Origin of the sequence: Candidatus Chlamydia sanziniae (assembly GCF_001653975.1) — a bacterium.
In the GTDB taxonomy this organism is placed as follows: Bacteria; Chlamydiota; Chlamydiia; order Chlamydiales; family Chlamydiaceae; genus Chlamydia; species Chlamydia sanziniae.
On sequence record NZ_CP014639.1, the window covers coordinates 119,561 to 140,715 of the forward strand.

Sequence of the window (21,155 nt, forward strand, 5' to 3'; positions counted from 1 at the left end):
AAAGACTGGGAAATTAGTTGCCCTGAATAAAATCTTTTAATTGTTCATAAATATTAAGCGAGTGGAACAAGGGCAAAGCGTCTTCCCACAAACTTTGCTCAATACCTAGCAGACGAATCAATGCCTTTAATGCTGTAAAGGAGAACCCTTGTTTTGCTAAATCTAGGACTCTCATAATCCAATCGGATGATGTATCCCGCTGCTCTTGTCTAGGCTTTATCGAAGAAGGAAATTTTTGTACGATTATACCTCCAGAAGCATAAGAAAGAAGCTGATCTAGGGCTTGTAAACAGCAGTTATAGTCTGCCTCAATATCTAAGTGAAGTCCTTTGTGCTTTATTGTTTCGAGTATTATGACCCAATCGGTGAAAATACTCATATCCATTTTTCCAAAGATGACACGCATTACGTTCATATATTTGGAATTAAGGGACTTAGAATTAGCCAGTAGCTTGTAATGACGATAAATAGAGTGATGAATTTCTAAGTTAGGAAGGAGATGGGGAGCCTGGGAAGAAAGCATGCGTCGCATAGCAGGGAAAGACACAGCAAATGCCAAAACAATTTTTTCGTACATTTTGTTAGCACTTTTCCACCAGAGTGTATTTGAATTAAAGCGAATTCTCCATTCTAAGAAAGGCATCAACATCTCTTGCATTCTCAGTGTGTATCGAGCCATAAAAAACTTCATTTGCTCTATGCGAATATGAGGATCTATAACCAAGCTACGGTATGGATCACGTTTTATCAGGCTTTCCAAATGGCGGCAGAGGAATGTTTCGAAAAATTTTGAAGACATAACGTAGGTAAAAAACGCATCTTTTCCGAAGAAAATGTCAGGAGTTCGCAAAGATAATAGACGTTCGAACTCTCCTAAAGCTTCCTCAACAGGAACGGGTTGATCTGTGAACTCGAAACAAAAAGTCCCGTTGTTTTTCACACAAAACTTACCTCGGGTTGCAAAATCTAGGAGAAAAGAAGAGTCTGAAAATACACCGGCTCTATTCAATAGTAGCAACAGATCCGGGGAAGGACACGAGAGTTCCATAAGACGCTTTAACAATAACTGTGCCAATTCCTGAGGACAGCTTTCTTTAAGATAGACGTCTGCTTTATTCCACTGCTGGACTAAATATAGGAGTATGTTGGTGTAGATAAGCTTTTGGTTTAAAAGGTGGAGACAAGTCGTTATGGGTTCTAATTTCTTTAAAACATTTTTTAAACTTGCTGGAAAATCTAAGCCCCCTTTTTTACAGTAGACTGCGAGCTCTTTAGGAAACACTCCCCGCGCAAAAAGCTGAGTAAGTTCTTCACTCCGGACCTTATTTCCTAACACATCTCTTTCTATTGTCCACTTGGGAGATTTACCTTCTAAGACTTTTAGGCAAGTCGTAGCGTATAGAGTCACCAGAATCGCCAAGCCAAACAAAATCAGACCGACAGCAATTCCCAAAATCCCTGCCCACAGAGCAACATAAGGAAAGAGGACGATCATAGCAATGAAGATTGCACAACTCAAAATGCTCAGGATAGCTGCGATGACATGCAGTATTTGGCTTTTGCGATTCACTTTTACAGATAGAGAGCGGCGTTCTAGTACAATGGGATTATGTATCGGGGAAGGAGAAGATACAGCTTGCATCACCATGGATAAACCTTACACAAAAACCACAGGCACGGGATACCCAAGAACAAACACAACCATCTTTAATACAACTGTAAGGAACTCATAGTGTTGCTCAACTCATGGGGGATAATTGCCATTTTGCAGCCAGAGCTTGAAGAACGCCTTCTGTTTTTAGCTCTAAAAGAGCTTCTTGAATTACCTTAGCCTCCTCAGGGCAGTCTTTAGCAATTCCTATGCCATAACCTAAAGCCCAGTGTTCCTCAGGTAAATCCAGGGCTGTGAAATATAAATCAGGAAATTCCGTAAGAACCACAGCGCCGATTGAAGGTTCTAACACTGCAATAGGAGATTTCCCATAGCGTACTTCCATCAGAACTTCTACAGTACTATCAAAAGAGCGGACACAAATTTCGGGTTGGGAAAGAAGATACCCTTCTTGGAATGTCCCTGTTTGTACTGCAATTGAAGAATATTGAGATAAAGGGAGAATCTCCGCCTGCGATCCCGAAATCAATAGGAGTTGACGTACTTGATCTCCATAGTAAGGGATCATAAGAATTTCTTTTTTACGCGGAGGAGTTATAGACATTCCTGCTAAAATTGCGTCCACACGGTGTTTTTTCAAGTTAAGGATGAGGGCATCAAAAGCAAACTCTCTTACTTTGAGTTGCTTACCTAGCTTTTGACTTAGGGCTTTAGCCAAATCCACATCAAACCCAATGATCTCACCTCGATTATCAACATATTCGAAAGGAGGGTAGGTGGCATTGGTCCCTACAATCCAGGTAGAGTCACGATCCAATGTGGACTGGCAGCCCGCCAATCCCAGGAGGACTATGACAACAAAAACTCCTAAAAAAAAAACGGACGATTTTAACATTGTCGGGAGGATTCTGTACTCAAAGTTTGAGATATGGTAAAGTTTATATAAAATAAATAAATTATCAAACTCGAAAATTTATTTCTATCACGATTTTTATACAGAAAAAAAAAGAGTTTTGATTAATTAGAAATATTTCTTTGCTAAAACCTATGATTGATTCTACGTTATCACCTTCATGTCCTCTTCCCGGAAGAAGTAACAAGTATCACTTCACTACGGATTCCAACGATTCCATTGTAATGAAAATCCTACGTATTTTAGGATACATTCTTCTCCACATTCTCACTCTAGGCATTCTTCTCCTCTGCCACTATTATAAATACCATAATGTTCGAGAGCAAGGCCTTCCGGTTCCTCCGGTTCCAGACGTTCCTGAACAAACAACGTTACAAGTAGCGGTACAGCCCCCTAAAGATCCACAAATAAAAGCCCCCCCTTCTCCTTCACTTCCTCCTTATCCTCGATTGCCTTCTACGCCTCCACTTTCTCAGGAAGACGTCTTTTTAGATTCCTTAGAATCCTTAGTGGCTATACAAGAACAGGGCTTCGCTCCTGAATATGCCTATTTTATTCTTCCTGGGAGGCAAGATCTCAACCCTAACTTCATTGTTTCTTATCCCCAATATATTGCTCAAAACTCTCTGATCAATATGGATCACCAACGCATCAAAGCAAACAATCCCGCTCTCAATGCTCGCGAACGCGCCTTTGCTACTCAATGCTTAAACCAATTGGAGTATTTGGATCACAACTACCTTATTGTAAATGTCTCCGGAGATGGGGACTGTTTATACCGTTCTTATGGCGTAGGTTATCTTTGTGCACTTCAACAAGCCAGAAAAACTTGTCCAAACATATTTTATGAAGAAACGGCACGCCTGAATAAGCTTCCATTTGCAACACTTTTCCCTGAGCTTACGCAACAAGTAATTAATCTTTTAACACGCTGTCATGCCCTTCCCTCATTCCAGCAAATTTTTGACAAGATTATTCTCTCACCGCATTATTCTATGATTCTGACTTCTTTCTTAAAAGAGTTAGCAGCGTACACAGCACGGTCTAACATTATCCAAAACATGGACATGCTCTCTGCTAAAGTAATGCTTATAAGTGATCTAGAAGAAGACTTACTTCCCGCAACAACACAGTACCTATTACAACAAAAACCTTCCTTATCTCAGCACCTTATTTTTCACCCACCGATGCCTTTAACTTCACCCCAAGAACAATTCTATCTTCTTTTAGAACAACTTCCTATGCTTTTTCTTACTGAGCAAGAAATGCTTGAGCTTCCTCCTGAAGAAAAGCAAAAGCAAAAAGATCTAGAAGCTGCGTTATCCAGATATTTCGCCAAACTAGATAGTCTACTCGCTGCCTTAGGATGGGAACAAGAGGAATTCGATACGAAAGTAAAAAGTAAGCTCCCCCCAATTGTGAGACATCAACACAACCGTTTTCTAAACAACCTTAGCAAGCGTCACCCCATGGGAATACCCTGTTCCTCGGTGCTTTCCTTTTTTGCTTGCCTGCTAAACTCTCCCACTCTTAAAACAGACTCTACATGTCAAACTTTTTATAACTCTATAGACAAAATCCTTTATAAAAATATTTCTTCTCAGAAAAGTTTAGAGAATACTTTGGGTTTGAGCCCTAGTTCGACGGAACAAATGTTTAAGTTTCTTGATTCCCACTGGCAATGTAGAATTACTTGTGAACATGTGCTGGTTTTTTTAACTATGTACAATAGTTTGAAGTGTGCTACACACCACTCCCAATTAAAAAGATTACAAATACGGATAGCAAAATTATTAAAAAAAGATATGCATATGACCTTTGAGGATGAAGGTATCCTTCAACATACCTCTATACTTAAAACAATCGTAGAAAAATTTCTTCAAGCCATTCATGGCAATCCAAGCTGGCAACAGCTGTATAAACAAGTTGTTGATTCTTCAGTTATGCAAATGCTTTCCTCTTCTGATAAGACTAAGTCTGATACTCTCTACAATCAAGCTTTATTGTTAATTTTCCTTATTTTTCAGCATCCCCAATTCTTGACCAATACAAAGACAAGAGAAGTTGCGAAAGAGCTCAAACTCCTTGTCCTTCCTTTTCTCCAGTATGCTCTTAAAAAAGTAGAAAACCAAAAAATACTTGGAGGCTTAACCCAATCTATTCTTGGGTCCATTATGTTAAATCCTCCCGAGCCTTCCGTTTTACCATGGACATCTCCGGATATAGTTGTATTTTGTGAATATTTTGCTACTTATCCTGAAATTGTGATTCTTCACGATTCATTACTTAATCAACTTTTACCACTGATTTACAAAGCATTCCCTCTATCTGGGGACCAAAGCGAACAAGCCCTTCAACTGATAGCATCTCTAGAAACTACTTATAAGGACCCATGGACAAAGTTCTTAGCGCGACTAAACATTGTTGGATATTGTGGACATCATTACCCCCAACCCTCGCCTCCTTTCTCGGAAAGTTTAATTAACCAGCTCTCCCCAGGATTTTTACTTTATAGCTTCCTCCTCAACCATCCTGAACTTCGAGAAAGACCAACAGAGTTGTCTACAATGCTAAAAGCATTTTATACGGCAGCTACCATAGCGTATAAAAAAGCTCTGACTGCCTCTGCTCCATCCTTGAGATTGTATTTTAATACAATACAATTAGATTTTAAAAACCATAAGAGCTTGAGGGAAATCGCTTTGCGGGCTCTCGTTAGTCAAACAAAACTACAAAGTGAAAGTCCTACCAAAGCATTTAAAGAGACTTTGCTCAGCTACCTCTATTCTTTAAATATAAATCAGCTCTACACAATACTGGATGATGTAAAACAACAGGCAGAAAGCAGTCATGTTTCGGGATTAGCTCAAGCTCTACGTAAACCGGCGTTATGTCAAATTTTGTCTGACCTTACACCTACGCATATCCAAGAACTTAGCGAACGTCACGGCTTCTGTCGGGCAGGGTTTGCTGATGAAGCAGAAGCAGATGTTGTCTTAATACGCTTTCCCAATCACTATGGTTGTCTTCTCCGGAGAACTGCTGCAGTATCCTCGCTTTCTGGGAGTTCTGCTAATGAGGCTACTACACCAGAGACCGGACGATCCTCAAAACGCTCTTTAGAAGGGGGTCCTCATTCTTAAATTTACTCATCCCCTTCCTCACACTTTGAAACAGTATTCCGAGGACATAAGGAGTATCGCTCTATCTCCAGAGGTATCGATAGGTAGAAGAGTTCCTCTCCTCATTGCAGGCCCTTGTACTCTAGAAAGCTATGAGCATACAGTTACGTTGGGTCTTGCGGTAAAGCAAGCGGGAGCCTCAGTGTTTCGCGGATCAATTAAAAAGCCTCGTACCAGTCCCTACTCTTTTCAAGGATGGGAAAAAGAAAAAGTACTCTGGCATAAAGAGGCCCAACGGATTCATGGTCTACTCACAGAAACGGAAGTCTTAGATATCCGCGATGTGGAAATCATTGCCGAACATGTGGATATTCTTCGCATTGGAGCAAGAAACATGCAAAACTTCCCTCTGCTCAAAGAAGTGAGTTGTATGCACCGTCCCGTGATTCTTAAACGCAATCCCTCAGCAACCCTTGAAGAATGGCTCTGTGCCGCAGAATATATCTTATTTTCATCTTCTTGTCCCGGGGTGATACTGTGTGAGCGTGGCATTCGTACTTTTGAACATTCCACACGTTACACTTTAGATATCAATACTCTAGTTATCATCAAAGAAATCTCCTCTCTTCCCATTATTGTAGATCCTTCCCACGCTGCTGGAAAACGTTCTTTAGTCTTGCCTCTAGCATCTGCGGCTCTCGCTGCAGGTGCTGATGGACTTATTATTGAGGTTCACGCCAATCCTAACACTGCGCTTTGCGATGGGGAACAACACATCACTCCTGAGGAGCTAGAGCACTTTGCTAACACCCACTTCTTAAAACAAGCCGCTAGGACTGTGTCATAGAAGAGTTATTTTTCTTGCATAAGAAATCACATTTAATTATTTGATTGCCAAGTAGAAAGACGAAACCATGCGTCTTCCCTATGGAGGTTTATGGTAAAACAAGCATGTAAATTTTATATTTTACAATGTCTGCTTTGTGCTCTGTACTGGTTAATTAAATATAGCAGAAAGCTTCTTAAAGGATTTATCGAACATTCTGATGAAACTTTTTATCAGGCTTTGCTCTCCTCACTTATTGATCTTCTCTCCCAACTCAAACAACTTCCTGCTCCGATTTCTGAATAGTCTTAAATTTCTTGCTCTTCTTTAAAGAAGAGCAAGAAATATGTAAGAACTTAATCTCTTTCTTCTTGAAACAAATTTTTCAAACGCTTTTTCGAGTATACGTGAAAACATTCTACGCAACAAAAAGAGACTAAAGAACTCAACCATGCACAAAGTTCTCCGCAACCACCCATAGGGAGAACGCGCATCAGAAGATAGCTTATTCCTCCTACAAGCACCGCGGCCCATGCGGCTATTTTGCTCGCACGATAGGAGGTTAAAAGGACAATGCCAATAGGAACAGAAAGACAACATACGGATAGGCTATAGCTCAGAATGAGTACATCGACAATGTTCGTAAAACCCACAGCTACAATAGGGGCTGCAGCAGCCAAGCCCAAAACCAAGTAACGGTAATAAGCAGTCTGTAAAGAGGGAAGCTCTTCGACTATGAGTTGCGCTACTGCGCTAATCAATGAATCTGCAGTAGAAAGGATGGCTATGCCGATAGCGGCTGCCATCAGAGCTGCCAAGGAAGGGCCGCAGAAATAAGCAACCGTATCGATAAGGGGACAATCTCCAGCAATGCCCATACGCCCTCCTAAGGATCCTAAAAACAAAGGAATGAAGTTGAAAAGAAGGAGGACAAGGCCTGCGGTTATCGCTGATCTCTGCAAATGCTTAGGAGAGGAAGCCGCAACACATCTCTGTACCATATCTTGTTCTACAATCATGAAAAGCATGGGCATGAAAATCCAACTCAATAATTTTGCAGAGGAAAGCAAGGCAGGTTTCTGGATAATTTCCAAAGTTTGTGGAGCATGATACCAGACAGCAATACCGCAACACACCACGGCAATGAGGAGAAATGCTGCCTGAACAATATCCGTTCTTACTACACCGTGAAATCCTCCTATGGAAGTGTAACATGCGAGAGCTGCCCAAAAGACTAAAGTCAAAAGTTTACCATAAGAAAACATACTGAACAGTGTATCAAGAGCAATAGTCTGGGCGGTAAGAATAAAAAACAAGGAGAAAGCCGAAAGTATAAAGGCAGTTTTCCTTAGTGTTTTTGAACCATAAATTACCTCAAAAATTGCCACTACAGTAGTTAAAGAGCCACTAGCAAGTTTCTTTCCTGGTCCCATACCCAATAAGATCAATCCTAAGGCGACACCTAAGGGGTAGAAGATCACGCGAACACCGTAGTGGGAGGCTTCCTCTGCAGTTCCTAACAATACCCCTCCCCCTATTTGCGTGGCAATAAACGTCATGGTTAAAGAAAAGGTCCTTAAGCTTCTCCCGGCAAGAAAATAGCTTTCACGATCTTTCATATGCGAGCCTTTTCCTCGGCCGATATAAAGGCAAACTGCCTGAATTCCTAATAAGAAAAATAAAAATAATGAAAAGTTCATCCTATACTCTACAACCTAAATAAAAATACACAATCCTCTCTCCTAAACACTGAAGAAGTGAACGAGAAGGGTTTTTATACGTAGAAGAAAAAATTAGGGATGGAGGTAACGTCCTGAATGACGAAAACTTAAAGAAAATAAAAAGTCACGGAGTAGATCTAACCTTACAGATGAGGCTTGCATAATATAGAATCCTGAAACTTTGATTCTAATTTAGGATAAGTGAGTGGCAAATAAAAAATCCAGAAAAAAATTTTACAAAAAAATCTTTTTGATTATAAAAAAATAAAAACATAATTAAAAAAATATGTTAAACACAACTATAAAAAAACTTTCTAAGCACTACTTAAAAAAATTTATATCTAGTGGAGCACACTTTATTGATGAATTGTTACACATTCTCGAAGAACATTATGAAAATAAAATTTCAAAAGAAAAACAGGAACAGAATTTACAATCTCTGATTGTAGCACTCCAGGAATACAAATCTCTCACCATCTCTGTGACTCCTGAGAAAAAACCTTTGGAAATTGAAATTGGCTCTGAAGGAGAACAAGGAAATCTTCACTATCTCTGCGACTTAAACGATGTAGAAAATATATCTAGAAAGTCCATCACTTAAAAAGAGCAAATAGCGCGCCTGCCGCGGCACTACGTAGGGAGGGGGTCTCCTGACGACAGCAATCTAAAAGAAAGGAGACCGCGTCAATATTTTCTGAAAAAGCAATTCCCTCAAGAATAGCAAGTTTGTCTTGCCAACGGCTATCAGAATATAAAGCAACTACTCTCTGCAAAGAATTCCGATCTTTTTTTTGACACAGAGTCGCTAAAGCTCCCTCTAGCTTCGCAGCAAACGAAACATCTGTGGTGAGAGACTCCGAGGTCTGAACGTCTCCCTCCTCCCAAAATATCCCAGAAAAGAAACTCCATCCTTGTTCCTGTTGACCGGCAAGAAATGCTGCAGTTACAGCTTTAACTTGGCTATAACGTGTTATTGCTAGTAAACGAATCAGTTTTCGACCAATTTCATGCTTCACCATATCGGAATAAAGAAGAAGAGTGTTACCTTGTAGGTTCCATCGTGTGTCCCAGAGAAAATGCTCTATGGCCCAACACATTTCAGGGTTAGTAAGGTAGTTCGCAATCGTATTGCCTGCTTTTTCTATATCTTGGCGACTCACAAGAAGTAAAATCGCCAAGTTTGCGGCTGCTTTTCGAGATACTACAGAGCTAAGGTATTCCTTTGCCAAAGGGGCACCATGAATCCCTAAAGAACACAGAGCTGCAGAGGCTACCTCACTTATCATTAAGGAGGGGGACAGTAAACCTTCAACAAGCAAATCATGGCCTAAAGGGACTCCTTGCAAATGCAGAAAAGCTGCGGCTTGCAACCGCACCTTCGGGAAAGGAGAAGCCAATGCTAAATGGTATACGGCACTCAGCAACTCTTTATTATCTAAAGAAATCTCTCGACTGCATGTAAGAGCTGTTTGTAAGATCGTTTCCTGAACTTCAGGATGCTGAATAGAGAGCAATTCTAGGAAGAGCTTATTCCCTTTTGGGGAACTACTTGTACGTAACATTTCACAAGTAAATAATGCTTGATCGATATCATTTTTGGTTATTGTTGCATCAAAGAATTGGGGCGCAAGTTCTAGAGAGGCTTTCCATGCTTCCCGCCTTTCCTGACCATCAATCAGTGGATTTATTGCTTGCTGGTTTAAAAATGGAAGAAGTTCATGGATTTGCAATAACACCGCCACCTGATATGCTGTCATACGCACATGAATAGAGTCATCATGACGAGCGATTTTACTGATCGCTTGTTTCAAACTCTCCGTACCATATTGTGCGGCTACTTGAAGAGCGAAAGCTCTAACAACAGCACTGTCATCATTAAGGCTGCGCAATACCAAAGGTACCAAACGAAAATCTCTTGCAAGACCTAAGGAAAGGACACTAATAGCCCGCACAGTCACAGAAGAATGTTCTATACCTTCATAAAGCACTCCCATACCAAGTTCTTCCAACACATCGCGATCATGAATTAACTCGGGGTAACGTTGCTGGCATTTTTCAAAGCTTATAAACCAACGATCAAACGCTCGTTGGTGTACAAAAGCTTTTAGGATGAGCTTTGCCTGTAAATAGGAGTACGACTTAGTATGTAATATACGAAGACCTTCTTGAGAAGCCTCTGAGAAGTCCTGGATCATGAGACGATAGCGCAGAGTATCTGAACCGCACAATGATCCACAAAAACATATCAAGACTAAGCTATAGGCCCCAAAGAACGTCCACCTAAAAGATGTATGTGTAAGTGGAATATGGACTGCCCTCCTTCAACACCGTTATTAATCACAACGCGATAGCCTTCAACAATCTCGAATTCTTCTACCAACTGCTGAATAATTTTTCCTGCTTCTGCAAGCAAGAAAAGGTCTTCATTTCGCATATCTTGCAATCTTTTTATATGTTTTTTTGGAACGATAAGAAGATGGACGGGAGCTTGCGGAAAACGATCTTTTATCACTATGAAATTTTCGTTTTCAAAGATCTTTTCACATTGTAAAGATCCTTCTATGATTTTTTCAAAAACTGTCATAACAATCCCTGATTCTCTAATGTTAACTGCAGAGCGCGTTGGCAACTTTCTCGACTTCTCCATACAGAAAGGAAGCGACCTTTATGACAGAATACTGCATCTGGAATTCCTGATATAGAAGAAAGTTCTTTGCCAAGAAGCCCTGCCCAATCTTCAGGAAAAGGAATGCGCACTTCCATACGACGTTCTAGACTAGGAGGAATTCCACGCAAAATCCACTGATCACAAGAAGGAAAACAAACAAAAGCCGCGGGATGTTGTTCTCCCCCCAAGAAAAAGAAATTCTCCTGCCATGCTAAAGGACGATTAAAGTACAAACAAAGATCTTCACTATCCATAACCTTTTTAACAATATCTCTACAAATACGGTCATAGTAAAATTTCTTCCGCAGACGACGTAAAAAATCAATAGTAAAATGAAGAGCAAAAGAAAAATCGGCATCGGTACTCTTTTCCTCTTCCTCTCGAGGATTATAGATTTTAATAATATCAGAAAATGAGCAAAATCCCTCTTTAGAGAAAAATCTTCCATTGTCCTGTTCATCAACGCCGTGGACTAAGGTATTATTTAAAAAGTGATATTCCTCGTCATCGATATATCCTTTCTTTTTAAGATAATGCAATACCATACCCGCACTGCTCCAAGGTCCTATATAAGAAGCTTGGTGGTGATCGAAGCGCTTTTCTTCCAAAGAATATATGCCACCGACATCACATACATATTCGCATTTCGCCAGTTTTTTAGGGTCGCGAGAACGAACGATCTTTTCCTCATCAACAAGATCGAATAAAATAAGAAGAGCACATGCCGTGACCTCATCCGCATGAAAAGAACCGTCGTGTGTCCCAATGCTTCTTGAAATCTGCATAGTTTCCAATCCTCCTTCACCATCCTCCATTGTAACCAGAGAAAAATAATTCTCAATCCCAAAGACGATTCTTTCTATTTTCCTGACTCTCCTACAACTAGAATCCGAGAGGGGACATGACAAAACTCTCTTAACAGGTCTGATTTTATCCTACCTGCTGAACCCATGCCCAACAAACAACAAAAATACGTCTTATATAGAATTCTTCAAACATACGGCACAGGATGTCTGACTGCTTGGAGTCGACTACACTATTTTTTGAAAAGAGTCGCTTGTGTCTTCTTCTATCTATCGTCTATAATTTTCGCAAATCATCGATTATTTTCATCGTTGGCACTCGTTTTTTTCCACTCACTCTCAAAGCGACTTAAGATTGATGTCTTTATGCTTATTTACGTTTCCAAAGAGGAGATGTATATTTCTTGTCCTATCCACGGAACTTGATATTGGCTTTTTAAGACTCAAGCCGTAGCATCTCCTGCATATTGTTTTAAAACCCTTTTTCCTCTAAAACAAAACACGAATCTCACCACCTGACAACCATGTATAATTCACTCCATACCCATCATGATGTTATTTCTCCTGATGGTTATCTTTATACCCCTCTAAAAAGGCTCTCTTCCCATCTTTATGAAGGAGAAATACACATTCAAGCCATCCCTGAGTATTTCTTAGGGTTTCAGCTACCTCAAGAGTGTCTGCACCTCAACTTAAAAAGTTCTCTTGCCCAACTCGGAGTTGAAGCTATCTTAAATCAATGTGAGTTGAATAAAACCAAAAAAGAAGCGCACCTCGGAATCCATTTCAATAGTCAAGATCCAATAGCTACTGAAATGTTGAGTCTTTTAAAGCCCAACAATTTTATCTGCAAGCTTTTTGCCATTGATAAACGTCGATTAGTACGCTCTCCCTGTTACCTTGAACGCATGCTCAAACATACGGATAGAGAGGGAAAGCCTCTCCTCCGCTTTGGGGAAAAACTCGAACAACAAATCACCTTTGATATTATAGATGACCGGCTTATAGTCTCTTTACCCGTCTTGCCAGGAATCATCACTTATGAGGAAACTATCTACGGTTTTCTTCCTCTTATGAGCAAAGCATTAAGCCATCCTGAGCTAAAAATACGCAAATTCCTTTCTTTATATCAGCGTCAAGAAAATCAAATCGCCTTACCTAAAAACCAAAGAATCCTTTTAATCAAAACCGAATCCCTGCACATACGCACAGTATTTGCCCGAGTCGTTCAAGATCTTCTTCCCCATGGTCTGCGTCATACGACTGCCGATATTCTAGAACCTACAACAGAGGAATCGGGGGACATTTATGAATTTTATGGGGAAACCTCAGAACCTGTGGAAAAAATCCCTTTAGAATTTTTCACTCTAGAACCTTACAAAGAACGCTCTTTCTTCTTCTACCGAGACATGCTGCAGGAAACTTTAGAATCCTCAGATGCTGTTTTTAAAATTTTTGAATCCACACCCCAGGAAGTAGGAAAAGCTGCTATATTTATCTCCAAAGGCAGTGAAATCTCAGAACTTTCTCCCTCATCATGGATCGTCATGCCTCCCGCTTCATTTCCAAGGAAAGAGAATCCCAAAGCTATCCAAAACTACCTAGAACATCAACCTTGTTTTCCTTTTTTAAAAGCTATGGAAACAGAAGCTATTACCAGCCAAGGCGTACTCTTCACTCGATACTTCCCTACATCATGGCTTAAGGGAATGTTTCTTTCAGACCCCGTCTGTCATTATCTTCAACGCCTTTATTTCCAAATTCCTTCGTATAGTGAAGGCATATTTTTTTCTCCGAGAGATCGCCTTTTCCTTTTAGATCTTTACTTCGCAGGAATTTCTGTATTTTGGGTAGATCAAGAAACACGGCGTGTTTTGCAATACGTCAAACGACGTAATAAGGATGTCGGTATGTTTGTTCCCACATCACAAACAAACCAATTTTATAATGCCTATTTTATTGGCATTCACGGCTCCACTCTCATTCCTGGAGACTACGATGATATGCTTCAAGAACTCCTTCTTGGGATGCACATCCTTTCTGAAGAATTCACTTTCCCTGGATTTCCTCCTCAGGCTCCACTGGCCATTCTTACAGGCGGAGGATCGGGAATCATGGCTATGGGAAATCACATTGCCCGAGATCTTTCTCTTCTCTCCTGTGCTAACTTGATTGATATAGAGCATACGAATGTACCGGCCTCCAACACGAACCCCTATGTCGAAGCAAAGATGACCTACCGCCTTCCCGCTCTCATAGAACGCCAAGCAGATTTTCATGTAGACTTGGCCATCTTTGTTATTGGAGGCATGGGAACAGATTTCGAATTGCTCTTGGAACTGATTAGCTTAAAGACGGGGAAAAAAGCTCCTGTTCCTGTTTTCCTCATCGGTTCTGAGGACTACTGGAAAGCAAAATTAACTTCTCTTTATACCACAAATCGCACTACAGGGACAATCGCAGGTTCGGAGTGGGTACACAACTGCTTGTTTTGTCTATCATCAGCTGAGGCAGGCATTGAAGTCTTTCGTAGATATCTTACCCAGACTCTACCCTTAGGACCACAATATCCTGCTCCTAGAGAAGGCTTTGTTGTCATTTAGAAACCATAAGTCAAGCGAAATCCGTAATAATTGCACGGCTCATGCAGAAATTGGCCTTCTTTAGAAAAACCCTGATGATACTCTAAAAAAGCACGAATTTTCCTACCGACATCTTGAAATTTTGCCCATTCCATCCCTAAAATGTAGGTTTGGTCTAGGCCAAAATGATGCTCCTCCCAACAACGAAAATGCATAGCAAAAATGGGTTGCGCATGTAAGTTTCCTTCGCGCAATCCAAAAGGGCGAATTTCTCCTCCCCACTCACAATAAAAAGGACGCTCAGGAAAAGATAAGTCTCTATTAACAATATAACCACAGCCTCCATACAAACGAATGTGGGACCTGTAGCGAAAAGATACAAATAAATCAATGCCCTCATCACTTAGGTTAAATCTAGGAAAATTCGGATGTGCGAGTATAAATTCGTCTCCCAAATGGGACGAAAGATGCCATAAACGCAATCTAAAACTCCATGTATCTACAACGAAGCCAAAAATCCACGACACGAAAAAGTCAGAATTTACCATACAAGATTCGGGATGATCTAAGTCAAAAACAGAAAATACTCCCCCTTGAATTCCGATATCAAGATCGCCATGCCATTGCGAAATGTCAAAAAGACGTAAAAGAATAAAATCCCCACCAAAAATTGCTGACCCTACGCGATTCCCTATTACTTTTTCATTAAACCGTATGCCTATGCTGTTGGTAACCTGACGAGGATCAGCAATTAAAGGGGCGAATAGAATTGTATTTTGAGGTAACCATATTCCCTCTTTACCATAAATCATGGGAGTCCCTAAAGTTTTCTTCTTAGGAAGCGTGGGAGGTTTTAGGAAAGAGCGCGTCATACACTCACAATAAGAACCCTCGCAAATTTCCACAGAAGCAATGAAAGGGAGATCTTTGACAAATTCCACCATAGCTTCCGATAATACAGAATCTACAGGTAAAGAAAAAAGATAAGCCGTCCTTTCTTCGACAATAACTTGAGTACAGCTATCTAAAAAATGCATATCCAGGAGCGCTTGAACATATCCTGTGAGATAACAGCCATTCTCATAATTCCATAGATTTTCAGGCAGTTGTTCTGAACGTAAAATCGCCTTATCTTGACACTCACATTCGACACAAACCGGTCTCTCTGCAGAAACACTCCCTATAGAAATCGCACACAAACATATACAGAGAAATCCTAAAATATAATGCCGAGATTGAAAAACTGTTCCCATCGTAATGGCAGTCTATGGAAAAGAATTGATTTACTTCGCAATAACATAGCAGTTATAAATAATCATGCAATTCCTCTCCTACCCAAGAAGTTCATGCATTCCCAGAACTTCCTCTACTTCCTACAGATTTCTATCTTTTAGAATTTTCACCTCAATTCTCTTCCTATCAAATACGATGCTTATGATCTCAATCAAGGTTAAAGTCATAGGATCCCAAAATACTTTTTTGAGATGTATTTTTTCACAAAGTTTCTTTGATTTTCAAGCTCAAGACTCGATGATGATCAAAGCTATAGAAATAAAATTACAGATTCAAAGCTAAAAAATAGCTTATCCTCAGACATCTGAAAAGAATACTCTTCTTTTTTCACCAGATAACTGAAAAACAGCAACAAGTGAGTCAACCAATGTTTACTTTTATAGCTACCGACATCTTAGAGTCTGAATTAAAAAGGCTATCTGCTTTCGACAGGTATGTTTTCTATGCATGGCATCGCGGCAGATAGACTTCTGTATAACAAAATAACAAATCTTTCCTCTGTTTTTTTGCGAAGTTTTGCTCAACCTTTTGATGGAGGGAACTTTGAGAGATAGTTGTGTTGTATTCATAATTACGAAAATACTTTAAGTATAAAATACTATTCTAAAAAATATTTTTGATTATAAAAAATACGTCCTTTTCCAAATGAAAAGCATTTGTCTCTTATTTTCTTACAAAGAGAGGAATTAAAAGATCGCGAAATCACTATCCAAAAAGGCAAGCCTTTTTTAAGATGTCTAACAAACTGATTAGGATTTTTTTGGAATTCGTATGGAACGAAACCCTTATTTTTCAGCGCTTGAACCCCACTATCTTTTTTCATCTATCAGTAATAAACTAACCAAATTCCGTGTAGACCATCCCGACACCCTTCTGATTGACCTCTCTATAGGCAATACTACCTATCCCATAGACATGTCTATAACTCAAGCGATAGGTAAGGCCAGTAACCGTCAGAAAAATCAGAATGAATATCAAGGTTATGCTCCTGAAGAAGGATTAAAAACATTGCGAAAGAAAATTGCCAAAGAAATCTATGACTATCGGATTTCTTCTGAGGAAATCTTCATTTCTGATGGAGCAAAGTCTGATATTTTCCGTATTTTTTCACTCTTTGGCCCTGGAAAAACCCTAGCTCTCCAAGATCCTGTCTATCCCGCCTATGTTGATATGGCCTATCTTACTGGCACCCAGAAGATTCTCGCTCTTCCCTGTAAGAAAGAGTATGGATTTATTCCCAAACTCCCTCAAAATGAGACTTTTGACTTACTTTGTCTTTGCTACCCTAACAATCCCACGGGAAGTGTTTTAAATTTTACGCAGATGCAAGCTCTTGTAAACTATGCGAACGATCGAGGGATCATTTTGCTTTTCGATGCTGTCTATAATGCATTTATTTCAGATCCTAACCTGCCGAAAAGTATTTTTGAAATCCCAGAAGCGAAATTCTGTGCTATAGAAATCAACTCCTTCTCTAAGACTCTAGGCTTCTCAGGAATGCGCTTAGGATGGACCGTGGTTCCTAAAGATCTGACCTATAACAACGGAAATCCCATCATCGAAGACTGGAAACGTCTTTTATCCACAATATTCAACGGTGCTTCGTTACCTATACAAGAGGGTGCCTACACTGGACTTGATCTTTTTCCCTTACCACCAGCTATCAGCTCTTATCTTGATAGTAGTCGAAAACTGCGGACAGCTTTACAAACATCAGGGTTCTCCGTATATGGAGGCAACCATGCCCCCTACCTCTGGGTGGAGCTACCTTCAGCTATTTCTGATGAAGAAGCTTTAGACTTTTTTTTAAATTATTATCACATCGCTATAACACCCGGATACGGCTTTGGCAATTATGGAAAAGGGTTTGTTCGATTTTCAGCTTTTGCCACCCCCGATCACATCACACTTGCCTGTGAACGCTTAACCCAAACCCTCCCAGCTGATACTCTGGTTTCTCTATGATTATTCTTCGCAAAATCACCCAATGTTTCTTTTTCCTTAGCCTGTTTTTTTCTTTTTTCTTCGTGATCCTACAGGGTTCATACCATGAGCGCAATCTTTCTCCTAAAATCGCGATTTTCCTTTCTTTTTCCCATCCTCTTTTAGAAGATTGTAGCCAAAGTTGCATAGAGACACTAAAAAGTTTAGATAATTTTCCAGAAGTTATCATTGTAAATGCTCAAGATAACATAATTAAAGCACGTAGACTTGCACGTTTCTTACATAAGGATAACAACATAGTAGCTATCGTAACTTTGGGAACTATTGCCACAAAGATTATGAGTCACATCGAAACACAAAAACCTATTGTCTACGCCGCAGTTCCCGATGGGGAAACTTTGTCTTTCCCTAAAAATCAACTCAATGCCTACGGAGTGCATGACAATCTAGACGTTAATCAATACTGCTTTGCCATTCAAACAGTAACCACAAATACCCAGTTGGTCGTCTATTTAAAACCACCAGAACCTTTCCCTTCTAATCTACAAAAGGAAATTGTCAAAAAACTTCACACCTCAGGAATTGAAGTTATTGAAATTCCCATTACTAGCAGTACCTTCAAAGCACGTATACAGCAAGCGATTGAAAAACATCCTTCAGCAATCTTTATTCCCCTTTCTTCCTTATCTCACAAAGAAGGAACTTCCTTTCTTCAAGATATTCTTAAAGCAAAAATCCCTATTGTTACTGATGATCTTTCGCTAGTAGCCGAAGGTGCTTGTGTTGCCTGTAGTGTGGACTATAAAAAATCTGGAGAACAAATTGCGCAGCTTGTTCACCACCTGCTTTATAACTGTGATAACATCGAGACTCTACGTAAAATCCTTATTGATCCCCTGCCTCAAACAACAACATTTAATGAAGATGTAATTAAAAGTTTAGGAGTAAAACTTAATAAAGCAGAACGTAAACAATTCTTTTCAATAACCTTTAAAAACAAAAAATCTATAGAAAAGTCTGCCGAAGATAAAAATACAGCAGCTGCTTAAATATCTTCCTTCCAAGAAAGCACAAGGGCATGTACTTTCTCAGGAAGAAGAATTTTTTTTTCCGTGAGGTTTCTCCAGATACCAAAGTAACCTCACGCTTAGGAAGAGATAAAGCCTTTGCTAATAAGGCAACCACGGCGTCATTTGCTTTGCCTTTTTCTGGAGGCTCTGTAACGCGAATTTTTAAAGTCTTTCCGTCAAAACTAAGAATTTTATTTTCCTTAGCCTTAGGAAAAACTTTTACCTCCAAACACCAGTACCCAACGTGCATAGGTTATTCTTGACAAATATTAAGATTGAGACAACCTCGGGTTTCTTGTAACCATACGGCTAATGTATGAAGACAAACTCTTGAAGCCCAATGGTACTTCAATACACCTTGAGCAAAGCCAGGTCCCGCAATATCATAGTTTTCTCTTTGGAAAAACTTTTCTAGACGACAAGCATCTAAACAGATGAAGGGCTGACTACTTACAAACATTATGCGCGCAGGGAATGTTTCCTGATAATATGAGCGAAAGATTCTTAACGTATCTTGGCGATTAGCCACAGGTCTCTCATCTCCAGGCTCTGCAAGTAAAAAAACAACCTTAACACCTGACGAAGTATCGCGCCACGCTCTAGGCAAAAGCATCTGTGCCCAGACAAACTTCGCAATTCCTTCTTCAGAATCTGGCATTGTCTGTTCTGAAGCTCGCCAATTTTCTTCTGTTGGAAAAGGATTATAGCGAGAATCAAAAAAATGCTCTTGCTCTTCGATTGTTTTATAGCGCCCTCGCACGCCACAAAGAAAAATAATTTGCTTAAAACGCACACCACGCTGCCACTCACGAGCTAAAAAATCTAAGCGTTGACGTACAGCAGGTAGAGGTCCTCCAAAAATTACAGCGCAATCATAGGTTGCTGCATACGCAGGGACAGCTTGCGTCATACGCAAAAGCGAAAGATCATTATAAAAGGCATGTTCATCCTTAATTGAACAAAGAGAAAGCAACTCCCCAGAAAAACGTTCCGTAGGAGCTAATGTCCAAGAAGACGTTGCTTCAATCAATTCCTCAGAATTTTCTACTTCTGGTAACCCACACATTTCTAGGAAACGATTAATGATAGGGAGATATTTTTGCGACGGACATCGAGTTTTTCCTCCAGACCACAAACAACATGCGGTAGAAACAAGTGCTCCTAAAGCTAAAAATACTAACACCCATTTCCTTCCCTTTCTAATCATAAAGGACGTCCTCCTACTCCGTGATCTCAGACGTCACCATACAAAAAAAAACTAAAAAAAACAATAAACAAAGAATTTCAATACTAGTTAAGATTCAAGGTAAAAATATCCTTCGCATAAACTTAAGACTTTTTTCTCTATTTTTTGAATAACCTTTGATAACCCTCCTCACTTGTTTTCTTCCTGACCCTCATCTCCTCCTGATTGTTCTTGGGAATTCTTTTTCTTCTGAGAAGGCCCTCGGTGAACAGTTTCAAACATGGAACGTTTGATTATCTCATGATCTGATAAATCAGATCTTCCTAATAATGCAGTTCTTATTGAAGATGTCCCCTCATCCGATGTCCTTCCCATATAGCTTTGATAAGGGTTCTGAACGACAACAGTAGAAGACCCACCACCAACGACTCCAAGACGTTTTAATAACCATGCAAAACTAAAAACAAGCTGGTCAAAACATAACTCTACAAATTCTACTAAAGCGGCCAGAAATAAACGTAGCTGCTCCGCTATTCTCTCGCAAGCATTCAAAGATTCCTCTTCTACAGTCGTAGCAGAATCTTGATCCATCACAGCATCTATAGCTTCAGGTGTTGTAGGTAATACTACCTGTTCGAGTTTTTCCTTGGTTTCCCTAAGGGTTACAACTAGGGAAGGTATACGTCCTTCAGGATTGATCCCCTGATCCTTAGAACCTACATTCACGCCCAACTGACTCAATATTTCCACAGTTTCCCTCAGATCCTGACTAGTGTTTATCACATCTGATAGCTCGAGGTTCATCGTATCCTTATGAAAATCAGCTAAAACACTTACCAAACTCTGAATCTTCTCTTCAAGATTTAAAATATTCTCAAGAATTTCTTTTTGCTTCTGCTGCAAAGAATACATGCTTAACCGAAGAGCTTCTCTTTTATTCTCTTTAATTCCGGATGTTTTTGTGCGATCCCGTAGATCTTGTTTCGTAGATTTGAGCAATTGCCCTACGCTATTTGTAAATGAGTCGACCGTCTGACTAGCAAACACTAAATTACTAAGCAACTTTTGTACACGTGAATTGACCTCCTCAACTGGATTTATCGGCTCCTTTTTTTCTACAACTTCAGGAGATGCCTCCTGTATTGGCATAGATGGCTGGCCTTCTTCTCCTATAAAAATGACTCCTGGTAGGTTGATTTGTTGATTAAGAATAATAGGAAGAGCTACATTTTGTGTAATAGTCTCGATAGATTCTTCTTCTTCTTCCTCTACATCTAGATCTTCTTCATAGACTTCTTCAGGATTGTGGGAGGGAGGAGTTCCTCCAGAACTAGAGGGTATGGACGACATATATTACCGAAATAACTAAAAATAATTTATTTATTAATAACAATTAATTTCTATTTTAATTAAAA

General features: G+C 39.8%; 17 protein-coding genes. 7 read left to right on the forward strand and 10 right to left on the reverse strand.

Annotation, left to right across the window (positions count from 1 at the left end):
- Positions 1-13 precede the first annotated feature (13 nt).
- A complete protein-coding gene (locus tag Cs308_RS00420; protein ID WP_066481311.1) occupies positions 14-1,648 on the reverse strand; it encodes a hypothetical protein in 1,635 nt (544 codons plus the stop codon).
- Positions 1,649-1,739: 91 nt separating this feature from the next.
- Positions 1,740-2,507, reverse strand: coding sequence for a transporter substrate-binding domain-containing protein (locus tag Cs308_RS00425; protein WP_066481314.1), 768 nt, complete (start codon positions 2,505-2,507; stop codon positions 1,740-1,742).
- A 152-nt stretch (positions 2,508-2,659) separates the two neighbouring features.
- Between Cs308_RS00425 and Cs308_RS00430 the strand changes: the two genes are divergently transcribed.
- The 3 genes from Cs308_RS00430 to Cs308_RS00440 all read left to right on the forward strand — a co-directional run bounded on the left by Cs308_RS00430 (position 2,660) and on the right by Cs308_RS00440 (position 6,779).
- Positions 2,660-5,668 (forward strand): OTU domain-containing protein, encoded by a 3,009-nt coding sequence (locus Cs308_RS00430; protein WP_066481316.1) that lies wholly within the window; start codon positions 2,660-2,662, stop codon positions 5,666-5,668.
- Entirely contained in the window at positions 5,661-6,494 is an 834-nt protein-coding gene (gene aroF, locus Cs308_RS00435; protein ID WP_082904988.1) for a 3-deoxy-7-phosphoheptulonate synthase, read from the forward strand. The genes Cs308_RS00430 and aroF overlap by 8 nt, the downstream gene beginning before the upstream one ends.
- A gap of 90 nt (positions 6,495-6,584) precedes the next feature.
- Complete coding sequence (locus Cs308_RS00440) at positions 6,585-6,779, forward strand: hypothetical protein (protein ID WP_066481320.1); 195 nt, start codon at positions 6,585-6,587, stop codon at positions 6,777-6,779.
- A gap of 50 nt (positions 6,780-6,829) precedes the next feature.
- On the opposite strand, the gene Cs308_RS00445 is transcribed toward Cs308_RS00440, so the two are convergent.
- A complete protein-coding gene (locus Cs308_RS00445) occupies positions 6,830-8,173 on the reverse strand; it encodes a sodium:solute symporter family protein (protein ID WP_066481326.1) in 1,344 nt (447 codons plus the stop codon).
- A gap of 307 nt (positions 8,174-8,480) precedes the next feature.
- Between Cs308_RS00445 and Cs308_RS00450 the strand changes: the two genes are divergently transcribed.
- Positions 8,481-8,795 carry a hypothetical protein gene (locus tag Cs308_RS00450; RefSeq protein ID WP_066481328.1) on the forward strand — a complete coding sequence of 105 codons (315 nt, stop codon included), beginning with the start codon at positions 8,481-8,483 and terminating at the stop codon, positions 8,793-8,795.
- Here the strand turns inward: Cs308_RS00450 and Cs308_RS00455 are convergent.
- Genes Cs308_RS00455 through Cs308_RS00465 form a run of 3 tightly spaced genes read right to left on the reverse strand, consistent with a single transcriptional unit; the run spans position 8,788 to position 11,647 of the window.
- Positions 8,788-10,389 carry a HEAT repeat domain-containing protein gene (locus Cs308_RS00455; protein ID WP_156506742.1) on the reverse strand — a complete coding sequence of 534 codons (1,602 nt, stop codon included), beginning with the start codon at positions 10,387-10,389 and terminating at the stop codon, positions 8,788-8,790. The two genes, Cs308_RS00450 and Cs308_RS00455, sit on opposite strands and share 8 nt — an antisense overlap.
- Positions 10,390-10,445: 56 nt before the next feature.
- Positions 10,446-10,778 (reverse strand): HIT domain-containing protein, encoded by a 333-nt coding sequence (locus Cs308_RS00460; RefSeq protein WP_066481330.1) that lies wholly within the window; start codon positions 10,776-10,778, stop codon positions 10,446-10,448.
- Positions 10,775-11,647, reverse strand: a complete 873-nt coding sequence (locus Cs308_RS00465; RefSeq protein WP_066483297.1) for an MYG1 family protein — start codon at positions 11,645-11,647, stop codon at positions 10,775-10,777. Before Cs308_RS00465 ends, Cs308_RS00460 begins: the two co-directional genes overlap by 4 nt.
- Positions 11,648-12,189: 542 nt before the next feature.
- On the opposite strand from Cs308_RS00465, the gene Cs308_RS00470 reads away from it, so the two are divergent.
- A complete protein-coding gene (locus Cs308_RS00470; RefSeq protein WP_066481333.1) occupies positions 12,190-14,268 on the forward strand; it encodes an LOG family protein in 2,079 nt (692 codons plus the stop codon).
- Here the strand turns inward: Cs308_RS00470 and Cs308_RS00475 are convergent.
- Positions 14,265-15,500, reverse strand: a complete 1,236-nt coding sequence (locus Cs308_RS00475) for a DUF1207 domain-containing protein (protein WP_066481335.1) — start codon at positions 15,498-15,500, stop codon at positions 14,265-14,267. The two genes, Cs308_RS00470 and Cs308_RS00475, sit on opposite strands and share 4 nt — an antisense overlap.
- Positions 15,501-16,311: 811 nt before the next feature.
- Here Cs308_RS00475 and Cs308_RS00480 point away from each other — a divergent pair.
- Together Cs308_RS00480 and Cs308_RS00485 are read left to right on the forward strand one after the other, a co-directional pair.
- Positions 16,312-17,505, forward strand: a complete 1,194-nt coding sequence (locus Cs308_RS00480) for an LL-diaminopimelate aminotransferase (RefSeq protein WP_066481337.1) — start codon at positions 16,312-16,314, stop codon at positions 17,503-17,505.
- Positions 17,505-18,533, forward strand: a complete 1,029-nt coding sequence (locus Cs308_RS00485) for an ABC transporter substrate-binding protein (RefSeq protein ID WP_197481300.1) — start codon at positions 17,505-17,507, stop codon at positions 18,531-18,533. The genes Cs308_RS00480 and Cs308_RS00485 overlap by 1 nt, the downstream gene beginning before the upstream one ends.
- Here Cs308_RS00485 and Cs308_RS04940 read toward each other — a convergent pair.
- The 3 genes from Cs308_RS04940 to Cs308_RS00500 form a co-directional block, all read right to left on the reverse strand.
- Positions 18,490-18,804 (reverse strand): DUF167 family protein, encoded by a 315-nt coding sequence (locus Cs308_RS04940; protein ID WP_338025221.1) that lies wholly within the window; start codon positions 18,802-18,804, stop codon positions 18,490-18,492. The genes Cs308_RS00485 and Cs308_RS04940 overlap by 44 nt on opposite strands.
- Positions 18,805-18,807: 3 nt before the next feature.
- On the reverse strand, positions 18,808-19,761 hold the full coding sequence (locus Cs308_RS00495; protein WP_066481346.1) for a hypothetical protein: 954 nt from the start codon (positions 19,759-19,761) through the stop codon (positions 18,808-18,810).
- A gap of 168 nt (positions 19,762-19,929) precedes the next feature.
- Complete coding sequence (locus tag Cs308_RS00500) at positions 19,930-21,090, reverse strand: CT392 family protein (RefSeq protein ID WP_066481349.1); 1,161 nt, start codon at positions 21,088-21,090, stop codon at positions 19,930-19,932.
- Positions 21,091-21,155: the final 65 nt, after the last annotated feature.